Genomic DNA, 16,874 nt, shown 5'->3' with positions numbered 1-16,874 from the left:
GAGCGTGACCTATTTGGAATATTCCAGGCATGACTAAGCTATCTACGCGTCAGCGGACCTTGGCCAGCGAGATTAACTTTGCTGGCTACGGCGTCCACGGGGCGCAGCCTGTGACAATGATTTTGGCGCCTGCAGCGCCCGATACTGGCTATGTAATTCGACGCGCCCTCGGCGGCGGCACGTATACAAAGACGGTTCCGGTGCTGCACACGCGCGTCAGCCGCACGACGCTCGCGACCACGATCGACCTGGGCGATAGCTACAGTGTTTCGACCGTTGAGCACGTGGTATCCGCACTCTCGGGACTTGGCGTCGACAACGCGCTGATCACGCTTGAAGGACCGGAATGCCCGATCCTTGACGGCTCTGCCTATCCCTTTGCCAAGGCAATTATTGAAGCTGGTTTGGTCACGCAGCCGGCTGCCAAGAAATTCCTCAAGGTGATGCGCGCCGTTACGGTTCGTAACAATGACGCCTTCGCAGCGCTTGAGCCCTACAACGGGCGCGCGCTCGATCTTGAAATTGAATTTGATTCTCGTGTCATCGGCCGCCAGCGCATGATCTTTGACTGGACACCGCGCCGGTATTTTGAAGACGTATCGCGCGCCCGCACCTTTGGCTTCGCGCGCGACGCCAAAATCCTGCGCTCGGCTGGTTTTGCGCTCGGCTCGAGCCTTGATAACTCAATCACTGTCGATGAAGACCGCATCCTGAACCCAGGTGGTCTGCGATTTGAGGACGAATTCGTGCGGCACAAGCTGCTCGACGCCGTGGGTGATCTCTCGCTCGCTGGCCTGCCGATCTTCGGTCGCTTCCGCTCCTATAAAGGGGGCCATGCGCTTAATGCTCATGTTTTGACTGGTCTCTTTTCCAGCGATGCTAATTATGAGATAGTTAGCGCGGAGGATCTGCCGCTTGAAATGGAAGCCTTCAACGACCAACCTGAAGGTCTTGAGGTGTCCCATTATCTGCGCTCGGCAAGCTGAGACGTTGATTTCTGCTGCCACAGTTTTGATCCATTTGGAAACTACGTCGCATTAGTGCGCATGAACCAATACGGGGCCGTACGTGACCTTTAATGCAATGAAGAAGCTTACAGCCCGCGCCGTTCGGCTCGCTGCCATTGGCGTTTTTGCGACAGCACTGACGGCTTGCGCCGGTGGTGGTCTGTTCCAGCCGCCTAAGCTTAAAGAAGCTGCTATCATTCCTGCCGCTGCCCTTTATCAGGGTGCGCTCGACGATATGGATGGCCAGCGCTACCAGACTGCGATCCGCAAGCTCGATCAGCTCAATCGCCAGCATCCGCTGGATCCGCTGACCGAAAAGGGCAAGGTTATGCAGGTCTATGCGAACTATCGCATCGGCAAGTTTGACGAGGCGATCCTAGCGGCAGACCGCTATCTGGCTCTCTATCCCAAGAGCTCTGAAACCGCCTATATCCTCTGGCTGAAGGGCACTGCCTATTTCGCTCAGATCAAGGATATTACCCGCGATCAGCAGCTGTCGACGGATGCGATCGACACCTATCAGCTCCTGATCAACAATTATCCTAAGTCCGAGCACGCCAAGGACGCTAAGGAAAAGCTCCTGATCGCCTATGACCAGCTCGCTGGTAAGGAAATGTCGGTTGGCCGCTATTACCTCGGTAATGGCCAGTATGCCGCGGCGATCAATCGCTTCCGCGAAGTCGTTGAAAAGTGGCAGACCTCGACTCACATCGAAGAAGCGCTCTACCGTCTGACCGAGGCTTATCTCTCGCTTGGTCTGACCACAGAAGCCATGTCGGCTGCCGCCGTTCTGGGCCACAACTACCCATCGAGCGACTGGTACAAGCGCGGCTTTGAACTTCTCGGTAAGCAGGGCCTTGCACCAAGCCTGAATTCAGGCAGCTGGCTGGCCGGCGTTCGCAACTAAGCGTGTCAGTATGACGAGTTTGAAGGGCCCCACACGGGGCCCTTTGTTTTTCGCTCTTGGGTTAGCGAAAGACGGTGTTGCTATTTTGTTCTAATTTGCTATCGTGTCACGCGGCTGTGTTAGCGGCTTTGCTGTGGAAGGCGTCTCGCGGGCGTCTCAATCCGCAGCCAAGCTGATAAGACAAGCAAAGCCCAGTCCCTTGAGGGAAATTCGCGCATGCTAAACGCGCTGTCGGTCCGCAATATCGTTCTCATCGACCAGCTCGATCTGGCGCTTGATAACGGCATGACTGTCCTCACCGGTGAAACCGGCGCGGGCAAATCCATTTTGCTTGACGCGCTGACTTTAGCGCTCGGCGGACGCGGGGATGCCTCGCTGGTACGGCAGGGGCAGGACAGCGGGCAGGTCGTCGCCGTGCTGGAACTGGCCGCAGATCATCCGGCGCGCGCGCTGTTGCGCGAAAACGCTGTGCCCGATGATGAGGACGTGATCCTCAAGCGTGTTCAGTTCTCGGACGGCCGTACCCGCGCCTTTATCAATGACCAGCCGGTGTCGGCCTCGCTTTTGCAAAAGGTGGGGAGCCAGGTCGTCGAAATTCACGGCCAGCACGATGATCGCGCTTTGGTTGATGTGGCCACGCACCGCGCGGCGCTCGACGCTTTTGGTGAACTCGCCAAACCGGCAGCGGCTGTGCGGGACGCCTGGGCGACCTTGGTTGAGGCGCAACAGGCCGTTGAGGAGCAGCGCGCGCAGGTTGATGCGGCACTTGCCGCCGAAGACTATGCGCGGCACACGGTTGATGAGCTCTCCAAGCTGAAACCGGGATTGGGCGAAGAGGCAGAATTGTCCGAACGTCGCCAACAGTTGCAGCAGGCCGAAAAGGCTGCCGCGGATGTTGTCGAGATTGATGAAATCCTCAACGGTCCAAACGCGCCATCGCCTGCACTCGCGGCGCTCATGCGGCGCTTGCTGCGCAAGCTGGACAGCGGGGCGACCCTGTTCCAGCCGATTGTGGATGCGCTGGACGCTTCGCTGGCCACCCTAGATACAGCCGCTGACGCCTTGGAAGATCTGAAGCGTGAGATGGCGTTTGATCCCTCTGAGCTTGAGCAGGTCGAAGAGCGTCTTTTCGCGCTGCGCGCAGCCGCGCGTAAGCACCAGACCAGCTGCGATGGCTTGGTTGAAGTGCTCGAAAAGTATGAAGGCGATCTTAATACGCTACAAAGCGGGGAAGGGCGCCTCAAAACTCTGGAGAAGGCCGAAGCGCTGGCGCGGGCCAAATATGCAGAGGCGGCAGAAAAGCTCAGCACGAGCCGAGCCAAGTCTGCTAAAGCGCTGACCAAGGCGGTCGAGGCTGAACTGCCGGATTTGAAGCTGGGCGCGGCCAAGTTCATTGTCGACCAGCAGGTCGATAAGAACCGTGTCGCTGCTGCTGGCTTTGACCAAATCGCGTTCCACGTGCAGACCAATCCGGGCACGGCCGCTGGGCCACTGCTTAAGGTGGCGTCGGGCGGCGAATTGAGCCGTTTCCTGCTGGCGCTTAAGGTGGTGCTCGCCGATCGCGGCTCGGCACCAGTTCTGATTTTCGACGAAATCGACACTGGTGTTGGCGGTGCTGTTGCCGATGCGATTGGTCGCCGCTTGGCGCGGCTGGCAAGCACAGTGCAGGTTCTGACGGTAACACACGCCCCGCAGGTCGCAGCCCGGGCGAACCGTCACCTGCTTATTGAAAAGCAGATGGTCAAAGAGGGGGCTTTCATGCGCACGCATGTTCGTCCGCTGGACCGGGATGCGCGACAGGAAGAAGTGGCGCGTATGTTGGCGGGGGCGGAAATTACCGATGAAGCCCGCGCCGCCGCGAGCAAGTTACTGGGGACCGTGGTTTAGTCAAAATGGCGCTCGGTGTTTGGCCGAGTTGAGGCAGTATGCCTTGAGTGCTTTCCCCCACCCAGCCTCCCCCTGATAGGGGGAGGAGCGCATTGCGCGTTTGGATCGGGCGGGGTGGTGCCTAATCTCAGTAGTGGGCTTGATTCCCGATTGGCTCTATTGGGGGACTAACAGTACACTCGATCGGTCCCTCCCTTGCTAGCGGGGGAGGTTAGGTGGGGGGCTGCGTGCGAAGCTTTTTCAAGTCCACGAAGAAACCATAAGCTGATGCAGCTTCCAGTGTCGTTCCCCTATCTTTCTCGCGAAAGTGGGGGGGTGGGGCGTCGTCACAGCAATTGGGAACCCGTGTTCGTTTTAACTGGTGGCCCGCTTTCATGGGGGGACTAGTATGCCACCGCTCCTGCCACCCTCTGACGCGCACGGCGCCATAGTCGTGGAGCTTAGGGCGTAACCCATGCGCGGTGTGATGCGTTCTGCTAAACCAACAGCATTCAGATTCTGAGTGATGCCATGACCGATTTGCCGCTGCTGCCTGTAACCGATCTCACGGAAGACCAAGCACGGGCTGAGCTTGACCGGCTCTCGACGGCGATTGCGGCGGCGGATATTGCGTATCATCAAAATGATGCGCCGGATTTGTCGGACGCCGATTACGACAAGCTCCGCCAACGCAATTTTGACATTGAAGAGCGTTTCCCTGCTCTCGTTCGCATGGATAGCCCGTCGACGGCGGTTGGGGCTGCACCTGCCGATGGCTTTGCCAAGGTGCGGCATGGCGTGCCGATGCTCAGCCTCGCCAATGCTTTCACCGACGAGGACGTGACGGACTTTGTCGCGCGGGCCAAAAAATTCTTCATGGCGGACACGCTGCGCGACCCGGAGTTCAAGCTCGAATTCACCGCTGAGCCAAAGATTGACGGGCTTTCGGCATCGCTGCGCTACGAGAATGGTGTGTTCGTAAAGGGCGCAACGCGTGGCGATGGGGCAGTGGGTGAAGACATCACCGAAAACCTCAAAACCATTGCCGATATTCCGCACTCGCTCTCGGGCGAGGGCTGGCCTGCGGTGATCGAAATCCGTGGCGAAGTTTATATGAACCACGCTGAGTTCAAACGCCTCAAGGAGCATTCCGCCAAGTTCGGCGGGCAGGATTACGTCAATCCGCGCAATACCGCGGCGGGGTCTTTGCGCCAGAAAAACGCGGAAATCACCAAGAGCCGAAAACTCAATTTCTTTGCCTATGCCTGGGGTCTGGCTGAGGATGGCGCGGGTAATCCGCAGCCTCCGGCCGAAACGCAGTTTGATTTCGTTCAGAAGCTAAAATCTTGGGGTTTTGTTACCAATCCGCTGATGATCCGCACCACTTCAGCTGAAGAGCTGATTGCCCATTATCACGGTATCGAAGTGCAGCGCGCGGCGCTCGGCTACGACATTGACGGCGTGGTCTATAAGCTTGATCGGCTCGACCTGCAGGCGCGTTGGGGCTTTGTGGCGCGCGCGCCGCGTTGGGCCATTGCTCATAAGTTCCCGGCCGAGCAGGCGTTCACCAAGCTTACAGCCATTGATATTCAGGTGGGCCGCACGGGGGCGCTGACCCCGGTGGCGCGTTTGGCTCCGGTGACCGTGGGTGGCGTGGTTGTTGAGAACGCGACGCTGCACAATGAAGATTACATCAAAGGCATAGGTAACAAGGGCGAGGCCATTCGCGATGGTGTCGATCTGCGCGTTGGCGACACAGTGGTCGTTCAGCGCGCGGGTGATGTGATCCCGCAGATCGTCAATGTCGTGCTTGATAAGCGTCCAGAGGGCACCCAGCCTTTCGTCTTCCCCCATGTTTGCCCGGTGTGCGGCTCTGAAGCGGTGCGCGAGATCAATGAGAAGACGGGTAAGCTCGACTCGGTGCGTCGCTGCACGGGCGAGTTGTTCTGCCCCGCACAGGCCGTCGAGAACCTAAAGCATTTCGTATCGCGCAATGCGCTCGACATTGATGGGCTGGGTGACAAGCAGATCAGCCAGTTTTACGAAGAAGGTCGCATCAAGCGCCCCGCGGATATTTTCACCCTAAAGGCTGAAGACGCCAAAAGTTTCAAAAAGCTCAAAGACGCTGACGGGTTTGGTGCTGTCTCGGTCAAAAAGCTGTTCGATGCGATTGATGCGCGCCGTGAACCTGAGCTCGATCGCTTCATCTTTGCGCTCGGTATTCGTCATGTGGGTGAAACCACAGCGGCGCTTTTGGCCAAGGAATTTGGCACGATTGAAAAATTCCGCGATGTCGCATTTGCGGCGGCACACCACGAAGAAGGGCACGCGCTCTTCCCGGAAATCGGGGGTATTGGGGAGACAGTGCACTCTTCGATCATGTCATTTTTTGCCAATGACAAGAACGTCTCTGCGCTCAACGATTTGCTGCTTGAGGTGAAGCCAAAGCCCTATGTGGTGGTGATCTCGGCCGATAGCGTCGTCGCGGGCAAAACCGTTGTATTCACGGGAAGTCTTGAGAAGATGACACGCACCGAAGCCAAGGCAATGGCCGAGCGTTTGGGCGCGAAGGTTGCGGGTTCGGTTTCGGCGAAGACCGATCTGCTGGTGGCGGGGCCGGGGGCAGGCTCTAAACTCAAACAGGCGGAAAGCCTCGGCATTGAGGTGATCTCGGAAGACGAGTGGTTTGAGCGGGTCGCGAAATAGCCGAATGTAAAAAGGGCAGTCGAGAGACTGCCCTTTGGTTTGATTAGATCGCTGTGGTGGCGCGGCGAAGCCACTCTTTCACATCGCCCGTAAGGCGCGGGCTGATTTCGTCCCACACCTTGGCGTGGAAGGCGTTGAGCCAATCGCGCTCCGGCGTGGTGAGCAGGCTTTGGTCGATGAGGCGCGTTTCGATGGGCGCGAGGGTGATGGTGTCGAACTCCAGATAGCCGGGGAAGGATTTGGCTTCCTCGACCACGATCAGGTTTTCGATGCGGATGCCATAGGCTCCGGCCTTGTAGTAGCCCGGCTCGTTGGAGAGCACATTGCCGATTTCTAGGGGCGCCGTGTAGCGGCTGGAAATGCCAATCGGCCCTTCGTGGACGCCGAGGAAATGGCCCACACCGTGGCCGGTGCCGTGGGTGTAGGTGATGCCATCCTGCCAGAGGAATTGGCGCGCCAGCACATCAATGACTGCGCCGCTGGTGCCGACGGGGAAGCGCGCCATGGAAATAGCGATCATGCCTTTGAGGACGCGCGTGTAGCGGTCTTTTTCTTCGGCGCTGGCATCGCCGGTATACAGCGTGCGGGTGATGTCGGTGGTGCCGGAGAGATATTGCGCGCCTGAATCGACGAGCATCAGCTCGCCGGGGTTGAGGCGACGGTCGGTCTTTTCCGTGACACGATAGTGGACGATGGCGCCGTTTGGACCGGAGCCGGAAATGGTATCAAAGCTGGCGTCGACGCAGGTTTCTTCCTCGCGGCGGAAGGCTTCCAGCGCGGTCACGATGCCGATCTCGGTGAGATTGCCCTTGGGGGCTTCGGTATCGAACCAATGCAGGAACTTGGCGAGAGCAACACCGTCGAGCTTATGCGCTTCGCGCATGCCGGAGAGTTCGACCTCGTTCTTGCGCGATTTGGGTCCGAGGATAGGATCGCGCTTTTCGATGAGCTTGACGCCGGCGTTGGTCAGCGTTTCGGCAACGGCAGCGGGGGCAGATTGTGGGTCGATTAAAACGCTATTCGCATCTGCGCCAAAAGCCGCAAGAGCGGCAGAGAATCCGGTTACTGGTTCGATCTCAGCTATGCCCGAAAGTGCCTGTTTAATCTCGGGCGTGATCTTCCCCTCATCGAGGAACAGCTTCGGTGTGCCGGATTGTGGCACGATGGAAAAGCCAAGAACGAAGGGCGTGTTGGGCACGTCGCGCCCGCGCATATTGAAGAGCCAGCAGATGCTTTCGGGCAGGGTGAGCACCACAGCAGCGGCGTTTTCGTCACTTAGCGTTTTACGCAGATCAGTGAGCTTGTCCTGCGCGGTCTTGCCAGCGCGGTTGTGGCCCAGAAATTCGATCGGGCTAATGGGCGCTGCAGGGCGGTCCTGCCAGATGGTATCGACGAGATTGGTGTGCGGAACGACCTTGGCATAGCCCTTGAGCGCATCAACAAAAGTGCGGATTTCGCCCGGGGTGTGTAGCCACGGATCATAAGCAAGGGTCGCGCCCTCGGCGATGTAATCGCGCAGTACCGGGCTGGCCGAGCCAACTGCCAGTTCCTCGATTTTAAAAACGTCTGTGTCGGTCTGCGCGGGTGCCTGCAAGGTGTAGCGGCTGTCGACAAAAAGCGCGGCCTTATCCGCTGTGACCAGGGCATGACCCGCCGAGCCGGTAAAGCCGGTGAGGTATGCCAAGCGCGCATCGCTTTCCGGCACGCTTTCCCCGCGGTGCGCATCAGCGCGTGGAATGAGGAAGGCATCCACGCCCGCAGCTTTCATCGCCGCGCGCAACTGAGCGACTCGGGGCGCGACCTGGCTTGGGTCACTCTTGACCTCGAAGCTCTGAAACTGCGTGGGCGGGAAAGAACGGTCTGTCATGCTTACAAATCCTGCGCCGTGCTGCGCTCTGGGCATAGCTGGCTTGTCTTTATCGGACTGGTTGTCGCCCGAAGAATGCCTATCTTAGTGTCGAACACTAGGAGAGAAAAATGACGAAGCAAGAGAATTTCTTCCGCCGCGCCCTGAATGCCATCGTTGATGCTCGCACACAGCAGGCTGAACGCTATGTTGCTCAGTTCGATGCCAAGACCAAGGCTGCTCAGAAGCACAATACCGACATCTAATCGGTCGCCTTGCATAAAAGGCATAGCTGATCTGTTCGCGCCCCACTAACTGGAATGGCGCGGATGGAATAGAGAAACACACAGACGGCGCAACGGATTGCCGCCGTCGCATGGAGTAGAGAATGACCGAGAGCAAGAATAGCTTCCGCAGCACACTGGGTGGTCTGATTGACTGCCGTGGTCGCGAAGCTACCCGCCAGGTCAGCTACCGCATGCAGCACCAGCTGATTGGCGCGGTTACTAAGCGCCCATAAGGCGGCTGCAAGCATTACGCTGACAATCTAGACCAGACGATCCCCGGAGCCACCTTCGGGGATTTTTTGTTTTTGGGCCTGTGCACCAGGGGCTCGCACCGCATTGCGTGTTCCACGGGCCAACAAAAAAGCCTCCCCGAAGGGAGGCTTTTCTCTTTCTGAGGCGCAGTTGCTTAGTTCTTTTCGAGAATAAGCGTGGTCCAATCCTTGCGCTTGAGATGCTCGACCAGCTTGAAGTCGGCTGCGAGGTAAGCGTCGATAACGCCCTGCGCCTGAGTGTTGAGAATGCCCGACAAGATGGCATTGCCGCCTTCTTGCGTCACAGCGCCAACGCCCGGAGCCAGTTCGGTGAGCGGGCCCGCCAGAATATTGGCGACGACCAGATCATATGGCGCGCGCGAGGTGATCTCTTCATGGTCGAGGCCGGTGGCTTCGATGCATTCGATCAGTTCAGCGCAATCATTGAGGGCAGCGTTTTCGAGCGTCGTGGTGACAGCGATCGGGTCGATATCGGTCGAGAACACCTTGCGGTTGAGTTTCTTGGCCAGCGCAATGGCGAGAACGCCGGTGCCGGTGCCGACGTCGATCATGTTCTGCGGGTTTTTAGCGCCCAGGATCATGTCGATGGCTTCAAGGCAGCCGGTGGTGGTTTCGTGGTGACCCGTGCCAAACGCCTGCGCAGCGTCGATCTGCATGGCGATCAGGCCTTCGGGTACCGGGTCGGTCGAGTGCGAGCCATAGACGTAAAAGCCGCCCGCGATCACCGGAGCCAGGCCTTCGAGAGACTTGGCCACCCAGTTGATGCTCGGGTCGATTTCTTCGACAGTAAAGGTCACCGCGCCGCCGAGAACCTGCTGAGCGATTTCGTTAAACGCTTCAAGGTTTGGCGTGTCTTCGCAGCCTGCCTCAAAGATCCACTCGCCGGTTTCTTCGTTCTCGTGGCACGACACGGTCGAGGCCAGATCGTCGCGTTCAGAGACGGCGTCGACCAGCGCATAGGCCTGTTCTTTGGTGAGAGCGACGGAGACTTGTTCGACGGACATGGGCGACCTTTATTAGAGTTCGGTGCCATTGGGGCAGGAGAGGCGTCCAAGTCAATGGCGCAGTGTGTCCTGCCCGCGCGGAATTAGAGTTTTACGGCTGTGCCGGAGACGGAAACCATCAGCATGGAGCCGCCCTGACCGACCACTTCATAGTCGAGATCGATGCCCACAACAGCGTCGGCGCCGAGGCGGCGGGCTTCTTCTTCCAGCTCGCGATACGCTTCACGGCGTGCATCGCGCAGTGTGCTTTCATAAGCGCCCGCGCGGCCACCGACGATGTCGCGAATACCGGCAAACAGGTCTTTGAAGATATTAGCGCCGACGATCACTTCACCCGTAACAATGCCAAGATATTGCGAGACGGGGCGGCCTTCGAGAGTGGGTGTGGTGGAGAGGATCATGTTTGCTTCCCATAAGTGTGTGCAGGCACAACGCTTAAATGGGAGCAGAGTTCACGAATGGATAGGGCAGCGTGAAGAAAAACCGGGCTCTTAGCCCGGCTTCACAAAGCTCTCCAAAACCTTCTTGGTTCCGGCCTTCTCAAAATCAATCGTCAGCTTATTGCCTTCGATATTGGTGACCGTGCCATAGCCAAACTTGAGGTGGAAGACGCGGTCGTTGAGCGAATAGCTGCTCGATTGGCTGCCGGTGTTGACAGAGCGGGCAACGAGATTGCCCTCAATCGTCATGGGGCCACCGCCCTTGCGGCTCGACTGGTTTTCGCGAGCACGCTTCCAGCCGGGCGTTTCATATACGCTCTCGAACGGGTCGATCTTATTAAAGCGGCTCGATGCGCCGCCGCCACCACCATAACCATAGCCGCCATAGGACGAGCCGGTGTCTTTCACTTCCACCACGTCGGGGGGAAGTTCATCGAGGAAGCGGCTTGGAATGGCGGATTGCCAGAGGCCATGGATGCGGCGGTTTTGCGCCACAGACAAGCGCACGCGTTTGCGGCCACGGGTGATGGCCACATAGGCAAGGCGCCGTTCTTCTTCGAGCCCAGCCTTGCCGCTTTCGTCGAGCGAGCGCTGATGCGGGAAGAGGCCTTCCTCCCAGCCGGGCAAGAAGACTGTGTTGAATTCCAATCCCTTGGCCGAGTGCAGGGTCATGATCGACACAGCATCGCTGGCGTCGCCTGCGTCACGGTCCATGACCAGAGAGATGTGTTCGAGGAAACCGCCCAGGTTTTCGAACCCTTCCATTGAGCGGACGAGTTCTTTCAAGTTTTCCAAGCGCCCGGGGCTGTCGGGCGATTTATCCGCCTGCCACATGCCGGTGTAGCCACTTTCGTCGAGAATTTGCTCGGCCAGCTCGTGGTGCGGAATGGATGCCATTCTCTCGGCCCAGTGGTCGAATTGCTGCACCAGCGCGCTCAGTGTCGAGCGTTGCTTGGGCTTGAGTTCTTCGGTCTCAACCAGCTGACGGGTGGCTTCGAGCAACGGCATGTTCATCAGCCGCGCGGTTTCCATCAGCGTCTTCACCGTGGTGTCGCCGATGCCGCGCTTGGGCACGTTGATGATGCGCTCAAAGGCAAGATCGTCGGCGGGCTGGCTGACAAGACGCAAATAGGCCAGCGCGTCGCGAATTTCCTTCCGCTCATAAAAGCGCGGGCCGCCGATAACGCGATAGTTGAGACCCAGCGTAATGAAGCGTTCTTCGAACTCACGCATCTGGAACGAGGCGCGTACCAGAATGGCGATGTCGTTGAGCTGCTCGCCGTCACGCTGCAGCTGTTCGATTTCTTCGCCGACCTGCCGGGCTTCTTCCTCACTGTCCCAAACGGACGTGAGCAGCAGCTTTTCGCCGTCTTCGGCAATGTCGGTGAAAAGCGTTTTGCCCAAGCGGCCTTCGTTATAGGCGATGACCGTGGATGCGGCCTTGAGGATATTGGCCGTAGAGCGGTAATTGCGCTCGAGTTTTACGACCTTTGCGCCGGGAAAATCCTGCTCAAAGCGCAGGATATTGTCCACTTCAGCGCCGCGCCAACCGTAGATGGATTGGTCGTCGTCACCCACCACGCAGATATTGGCTTCAGGTGCGGGCTTGCCCATGGCGAGCAAGCGCAGCCACAAGTATTGGGCGGTGTTGCTGTCCTGATATTCGTCGACAAGGATGAATTTGAAGCGCCGATGGTATTCGGCCAGCACGTCCTTGTTTTCGCGGAACAAGCGAATGCATTCGAGCAAAAGGTCGCCAAAGTCGGCGGCGTTCAGCGACTTTAGCCGCGCCTGATAGTCGTAATAGAGCTTTAGGCCCTTGCCATTGGCGTAGTGACTGCCCTCCGAGGCGGGAACATCCTTGGGCGTCCAGCCGCGGTTTTTCCAGGCGTCGAGCATGCCGGCGAACTGCTTAGCGGGCCAACGTTTTTCGTCGATCTGCTCAGCTTCAAGCAATTGCTTGATCAGGCGCAGCTGATCGTCCGTGTCCAAAATCGTGAACTGCGGTTTGAGATCAACCAGTTCGGCATGGCGGCGCAGGATTTTGACGCCGATGGAGTGGAATGTGCCCATCCATGGCAGGCCATCGAGTTGGGGCACCAGATCATGGATGCGCTTTTTCATTTCCGCTGCGGCCTTATTGGTAAAGGTCACAGCGAGAATTTCCGAGCCCCAGGCCATGCGGGTATTCAATATATGCGCAATACGGGTGGTGAGAACGCGCGTTTTGCCTGTGCCCGCGCCCGCCAGAACCAGAACCGGCCCTTCTGTAGTCAGCACGGCGTCGCGCTGTTCGGGGTTCAGACCGTGCAAGTAATCGGGAATATTCCGATCAACCGGCGGCTGACGGTTCAGTTGGCTTGTGATGGGGCCAGCTTTGGGGCGGGGCAGGGGCGCGTGGTCGACCATTAGCGAAAGTTTCCAAGGCGCTCACAGCATCGCTGCCACGTCGCCAAGCCTCGTCGAATCTCATTTTGTTCTCATTGCAATATAGGGAGTGCGCCGCCCCCTGTATAGAAGCGGGTGTTTTCACCGATCCGTCAGCGGCGGAGCTCGAAATTTCTCCCGTTTTCATTGCGCAAATTGCGGCTATGGCTTGCGCGGGGGCCGCAAGCGCCTACACTTCGCTCCAAATTGTCCGGGGCAGGCACAACATTGCTTAATCGCATTTATATCGTGGTCGGCATCTTCGCTATCGTGGTGCTCGGCTCAGCTTTCATTCTGCCCCGGTTCATCCACTGGGCGGATTATCGCGACCGCATGGAAGTGCTGGCTAGCCAAGTGCTTGGCACAGATGTGTCCATTCGCGGCGATATTGCGTTTTCACTGTTGCCGACCCCGCGTCTTGAGTTTGACGATGTGGTGGTGGGCCCGGCCACCGATCCGGCGGCAACGGTTCGGCGCGTTGAAGCTGAGTTCGCGCTGATGGACTTTTTGCGCGATATTTATAACGCCACCTCGGTTTCGCTGATTGGTCCCGTTGTTGATTTCACCATCGACGAGAACGGGCTTTTGGCCAGTGGCGTTGATATGTCGAACGCCGGAACCGGTGTCGCTCTGGGCCACGCCAGCATCACCGATGGCAGTGTGCGGCTCAATGATGTGCGGAGCCACGAAACCTTCACTGTTTCCAATCTGTCAGGCGATCTGCGGCTGTCTAGTTTTGGTGGGCCATTCCAGTTTCAGGGTAATGCCGACTATGCCGATGGGCGCTATGAGCTGCGGCTCAATTCTGGGGCCAGCGATGCGCAGGGCGCAGCGCGCGTGTCGGCCTTCGTGCGCGATCTTGTGACCAATACGGTTTTTAATGCCGATGGCTCTTTTGAAAGTGGGCTCGCCCCTAAGTTTGATGGCACGCTGACCTATCGTCAGCCACCACAACTCGCCACGGCAGCTAAGGACATTACGGGCGATCTGGTGCTCGAAACCAAGATTACCGCGTCCACCGATCGGGTGTCGCTGACCGGGTTTACGTTGAGCCCAGATCAGAACCGCTCGGGCATGCGGCTCACCGGCACGGCCAATGTGCAGCTGGGGGAAACGCGCTTCTTCGACATTATGGTTTCAGGGGGCGTGTTCTCGCTCCCGCCGCGTGATGCAAGCGAAGTTGCAGCCGAACAGGCCTATGAGTTCGTTCGTCTCTTGGGCGAAATTCCGGCTCCGCCAATTCCCAAGATGGCAGGCAAGCTTGAGATTGACCTTGCTGAGGTTGGGATGCGTGGCTTCTCGCTGCGCAATTTGCGCGTTGAAGCAACGACGGACGGCGATAGCTGGACCATTGCGCAAGCCATCGGGCTTTTGCCCGGCCAGACCGAAACCCGATTTTCTGGCAAGGTGACCAATGCCGGCGGAAGCTTGGGCGTCATGGGCGACATTGTCATGCGGGCGCAGCGTCTCGACGCACTGGCAGCGCTTTGGCGCAAGCCGAGCGACGACAACCCGCTGTTCGGCGTTCCGGGGGAATTGCACGGTCGCGTGCGTTTGGGCTCCGACGCTTTTGGCCTCAGTAATGCTTGGATCGCCTTGGGTGGGCAGGATCATGGGCTGGACCTGCGTATTGGGTTTGGCGCAGAGCCGAGACTGGACACTGTGCTGCGCTTGGGAGACCTCGATGCGCCGCTGAGCGAGGCGCTCTTTGCCCTCGCGCCCAATGCGTCGCTCGACAGCAATTTCCTTATTAGCTTCCCCGATGGCAGTTTCTCAGTACAGGCGCAGGCGCTCGATGTGCTCGGTCTGCCCGCGCAAAACCTCGTCGGCGAAGCGCAATGGTCGCGGGACGCCATCCGCTTCTCGCGCCTATCGGTTGATGATTGGGGCGGGGTTGGCTTTAACGGCACTGTGCGTCTAAGCGGTTCGCTGCTCGATCCCAATGTCACGCTTTCGGGTGGCCTAAATCTCAAAGAGGCCGGCGCGCCCGGGCTCACCGCGCTTTATGAAATGGCCAATGTGCCGTTCGATTGGCAACAAGCCATCGATTTGGCCATGCCAGCCGATTTGCAGATTGTGCTGGCCGATGCAGAACAGGGCAGTGGCCAGACCATTACCGCCAATGGCTCAATTGCCGAGGCGGCGCTGGACGTCCGCGTCGAGAGTGAGCGACCCATCTCGCACATGGGCGAGGGCCAACTTTCTGTGGTCGCTTCGATTGAGGCGCAGGATAGCCTCGCGCTGCTTGAGCAATTCGGTTGGACCGGCCCTTCTTTGTTTACCGGCGACGAGGCCATGGTCGGCAGCGCCTTTGTTGACGGAACGCTCGCCGATGGCTTCACTGGCCGTCTCTCTCTGGGGCAAGATGGGCAAGTCGTCGCCTTTTATGGCGATTTCGATTTTGACGATGGCGCTGTTCTGTCCGGCACGGGCACGGCCGACGTGATCTTGCGCGATGGCAGTGGGCTGGCGGCATGGGTTGGCGTGTCCGGCGCACAGCTGCCGCCGGTAGAAGCGAGCGCCAGCATGGAATTTGTCGCTGGTCGCAGCCTCGCACTGTCTGAAATTACCGGAGCGTCTGGCGACACCCGCTTTAGTGGCGACGTCAGCATGCAGATGATCGGACAATTGCCGGGCTTTGGCGGCACAATCACCACCGATCGCGTGGACACGACAGCACTGGCAGCGTTCCTCTTTGGTGGCGAAGCGCTCATCGGTGCGGCAGAGGGCGTCTGGCCAGAAGGCCCGCTCGCCACCGCGCACGCTCCCCGCCAAACGCGTGGCAATGTTGAAGTCATCGCCCGCGAGCTGAGCCTTGATGGGCGGACGATCGGCGGCGATACCAGTTTTATGTTCCTCTGGGACCAGCAATCGGCCACGCTGGGGCGCTTTGAAACCGCATTGGGCGGCGGCAAGCTCTCGTTGAACCTCGTCAATTGTTGCGCTGGCGCTCTGAGCGAACGGACCATTTCGGGGCGCGGGACCATGACGGGCGTCACTATTGCTGCCGTGGCGCCCGAGCTGGGTCTTTCCGGCATTCTCGATGGCAGCGGGCAGTTCGAAGGGGCAGGGCAAAGCTTGGCCGAGGTCGTGCGCAGCCTCTCGGGGGAAGGCAATTTTGCCATTCAGGAATTCGGCGTCGCCGGGCATTCTACCGCCGTCTATCCAGCACTCGTGAACGTTGACGATGTTCTCAACACTCCGCCAGAAGTTTTGGAAACCGTCATGCGTGCCGCGCTGGAGGAAGGCAAATTTGGCGCGCCGGTGGCGCCGGGCGCATTCACTATTGCGGGCGGCACAGTGCGCGTGGGCAACATGTTTATTGACGGTCAGGCAGCCACCCTTTCGGGCTCGCTCCAATTGGCGCTCAACGATATGGGCGTCAGCGGCTCTTTCGTTATGATGCCAAAAGCGTTTGAAGATCCACGCGGCTTGGTTGAGCTCGACAATGCGCGCATTCTGACCAGGCTTGGCGGGACTGTCTCTGCCCCCGAAGCCACTCTTGATCTCTCGGAAATTTCCGCTGCCGTGCAGGTGCGCGCCAATGAGATTGAGCTGGATCGCCTCGATGCGCTCCGTCTTGAAGACGAGGCTCGCCAGAGGGCAGCGGCAGAAGATCGGAACCGGCGTATTGAAGAGCAGCGCCGACTAGCTGCGGAAGAGGCCGCACGCATAGCTGCTGAGGAAGAAGCCGCGCGTCTTGCCGCCGGGGAGGAAGCGGCGCGTGCGGCAGAGCCAGTGCCGCCATTCTCCCAGCCGCTCGTCGCGCCGGAGCCGATCTTGCCAAATTTTGATCAGCAGACGATTGAAATGCTCATTCAGAGCGCGCCCGATGCCTCGCAAAGTCCGACGCTTTTCGCGCCGACTATTCGGCCTTTGCCTTAGGGTCTGTGGGGCGAGCCAAGGCTTCGCCATCACGATAATAGGCCAATACGGCCAGGCGCACGGCAGAGGATAAGTTCTGCGTGTCGCGGGTTTCGTCGATATGTCTGACGAGGCCAGCCAAGCTTAACCCGCGCTGTTGTGCCATGGCTTCAAGCCCAGCCCAAAACGCGGGTTCTAACGCAATCGATGTGCGGTGGCCGACAATGGAGAAGGAGCGTTTGTCCATC

At 58.8% G+C, this 16,874-nt stretch carries 12 protein-coding genes; 7 read left to right on the top strand and 5 right to left on the bottom strand.

The annotated features are described in order from the left end of the window. Positions 1 to 29: 29 nt before the first annotated feature. The 4 genes from lpxC (at position 30) to ligA (ending at position 6,486) form a co-directional block, all read left to right on the top strand. Entirely contained in the window at positions 30 to 986 is a 957-nt protein-coding gene (lpxC, locus tag H4N61_RS11820; protein WP_169195157.1) for a UDP-3-O-acyl-N-acetylglucosamine deacetylase, read from the top strand. Positions 987 to 1,068: 82 nt separating this feature from the next. Next, positions 1,069 to 1,914: an outer membrane protein assembly factor BamD gene (locus tag H4N61_RS11815; RefSeq protein ID WP_169195158.1), complete on the top strand. Its 846-nt coding sequence runs from the start codon at positions 1,069 to 1,071 to the stop codon at positions 1,912 to 1,914. Positions 1,915 to 2,130: 216 nt separating this feature from the next. After that, a complete protein-coding gene (recN, locus tag H4N61_RS11810) occupies positions 2,131 to 3,801 on the top strand; it encodes a DNA repair protein RecN (protein ID WP_182394090.1) in 1,671 nt (556 codons plus the stop codon). 519 nt (positions 3,802 to 4,320) lie between these two features. Beyond that, on the top strand, positions 4,321 to 6,486 hold the full coding sequence (gene ligA / locus H4N61_RS11805; protein WP_182396016.1) for an NAD-dependent DNA ligase LigA: 2,166 nt from the start codon (positions 4,321 to 4,323) through the stop codon (positions 6,484 to 6,486). A 43-nt stretch (positions 6,487 to 6,529) separates the two neighbouring features. On the opposite strand, the gene H4N61_RS11800 is transcribed toward ligA, so the two are convergent. Further along, complete coding sequence (locus H4N61_RS11800; protein ID WP_182394089.1) at positions 6,530 to 8,353, bottom strand: aminopeptidase P family protein; 1,824 nt, start codon at positions 8,351 to 8,353, stop codon at positions 6,530 to 6,532. 110 nt (positions 8,354 to 8,463) lie between these two features. Here H4N61_RS11800 and H4N61_RS18465 point away from each other — a divergent pair, with 110 nt between their 5' ends. Continuing rightward, positions 8,464 to 8,598, top strand: coding sequence for a hypothetical protein (locus H4N61_RS18465; RefSeq protein WP_282567599.1), 135 nt, complete (start codon positions 8,464 to 8,466; stop codon positions 8,596 to 8,598). A gap of 122 nt (positions 8,599 to 8,720) precedes the next feature. Beyond that, the gene (locus H4N61_RS18460) at positions 8,721 to 8,852 is read left to right on the top strand and encodes a hypothetical protein (RefSeq protein WP_282567598.1); all 132 of its coding nucleotides are present in this window, start codon (positions 8,721 to 8,723) and stop codon (positions 8,850 to 8,852) included. A 173-nt stretch (positions 8,853 to 9,025) separates the two neighbouring features. Here the strand turns inward: H4N61_RS18460 and H4N61_RS11795 are convergent, their stop codons facing one another. From H4N61_RS11795 to H4N61_RS11785, 3 genes are all read right to left on the bottom strand, one after another. Continuing rightward, a complete protein-coding gene (locus tag H4N61_RS11795; RefSeq protein ID WP_169195161.1) occupies positions 9,026 to 9,895 on the bottom strand; it encodes a 50S ribosomal protein L11 methyltransferase in 870 nt (289 codons plus the stop codon). A gap of 83 nt (positions 9,896 to 9,978) precedes the next feature. Then, positions 9,979 to 10,296, bottom strand: coding sequence for a heavy metal-binding domain-containing protein (locus H4N61_RS11790; RefSeq protein WP_182394088.1), 318 nt, complete (start codon positions 10,294 to 10,296; stop codon positions 9,979 to 9,981). A 90-nt stretch (positions 10,297 to 10,386) separates the two neighbouring features. Further along, positions 10,387 to 12,744, bottom strand: a complete 2,358-nt coding sequence (locus tag H4N61_RS11785) for a UvrD-helicase domain-containing protein (RefSeq protein WP_169195163.1) — start codon at positions 12,742 to 12,744, stop codon at positions 10,387 to 10,389. Positions 12,745 to 12,990: 246 nt separating this feature from the next. Here H4N61_RS11785 and H4N61_RS11780 point away from each other — a divergent pair, with 246 nt between their 5' ends. Then, positions 12,991 to 16,647: an AsmA family protein gene (locus tag H4N61_RS11780; RefSeq protein WP_182394087.1), complete on the top strand. Its 3,657-nt coding sequence runs from the start codon at positions 12,991 to 12,993 to the stop codon at positions 16,645 to 16,647. Here the strand turns inward: H4N61_RS11780 and H4N61_RS11775 are convergent. Next, on the bottom strand, positions 16,628 to 16,873 hold the full coding sequence (locus H4N61_RS11775) for a ribbon-helix-helix domain-containing protein (RefSeq protein ID WP_169195165.1): 246 nt from the start codon (positions 16,871 to 16,873) through the stop codon (positions 16,628 to 16,630). The genes H4N61_RS11780 and H4N61_RS11775 overlap by 20 nt on opposite strands. Position 16,874: the final 1 nt, after the last annotated feature.

It is taken from the genome of Devosia sp. MC521, assembly GCF_014127105.1.
Taxonomy (GTDB): domain Bacteria; phylum Pseudomonadota; class Alphaproteobacteria; order Rhizobiales; family Devosiaceae; genus Devosia.
This window is presented reverse-complemented; position numbering and strand designations above follow the sequence as displayed.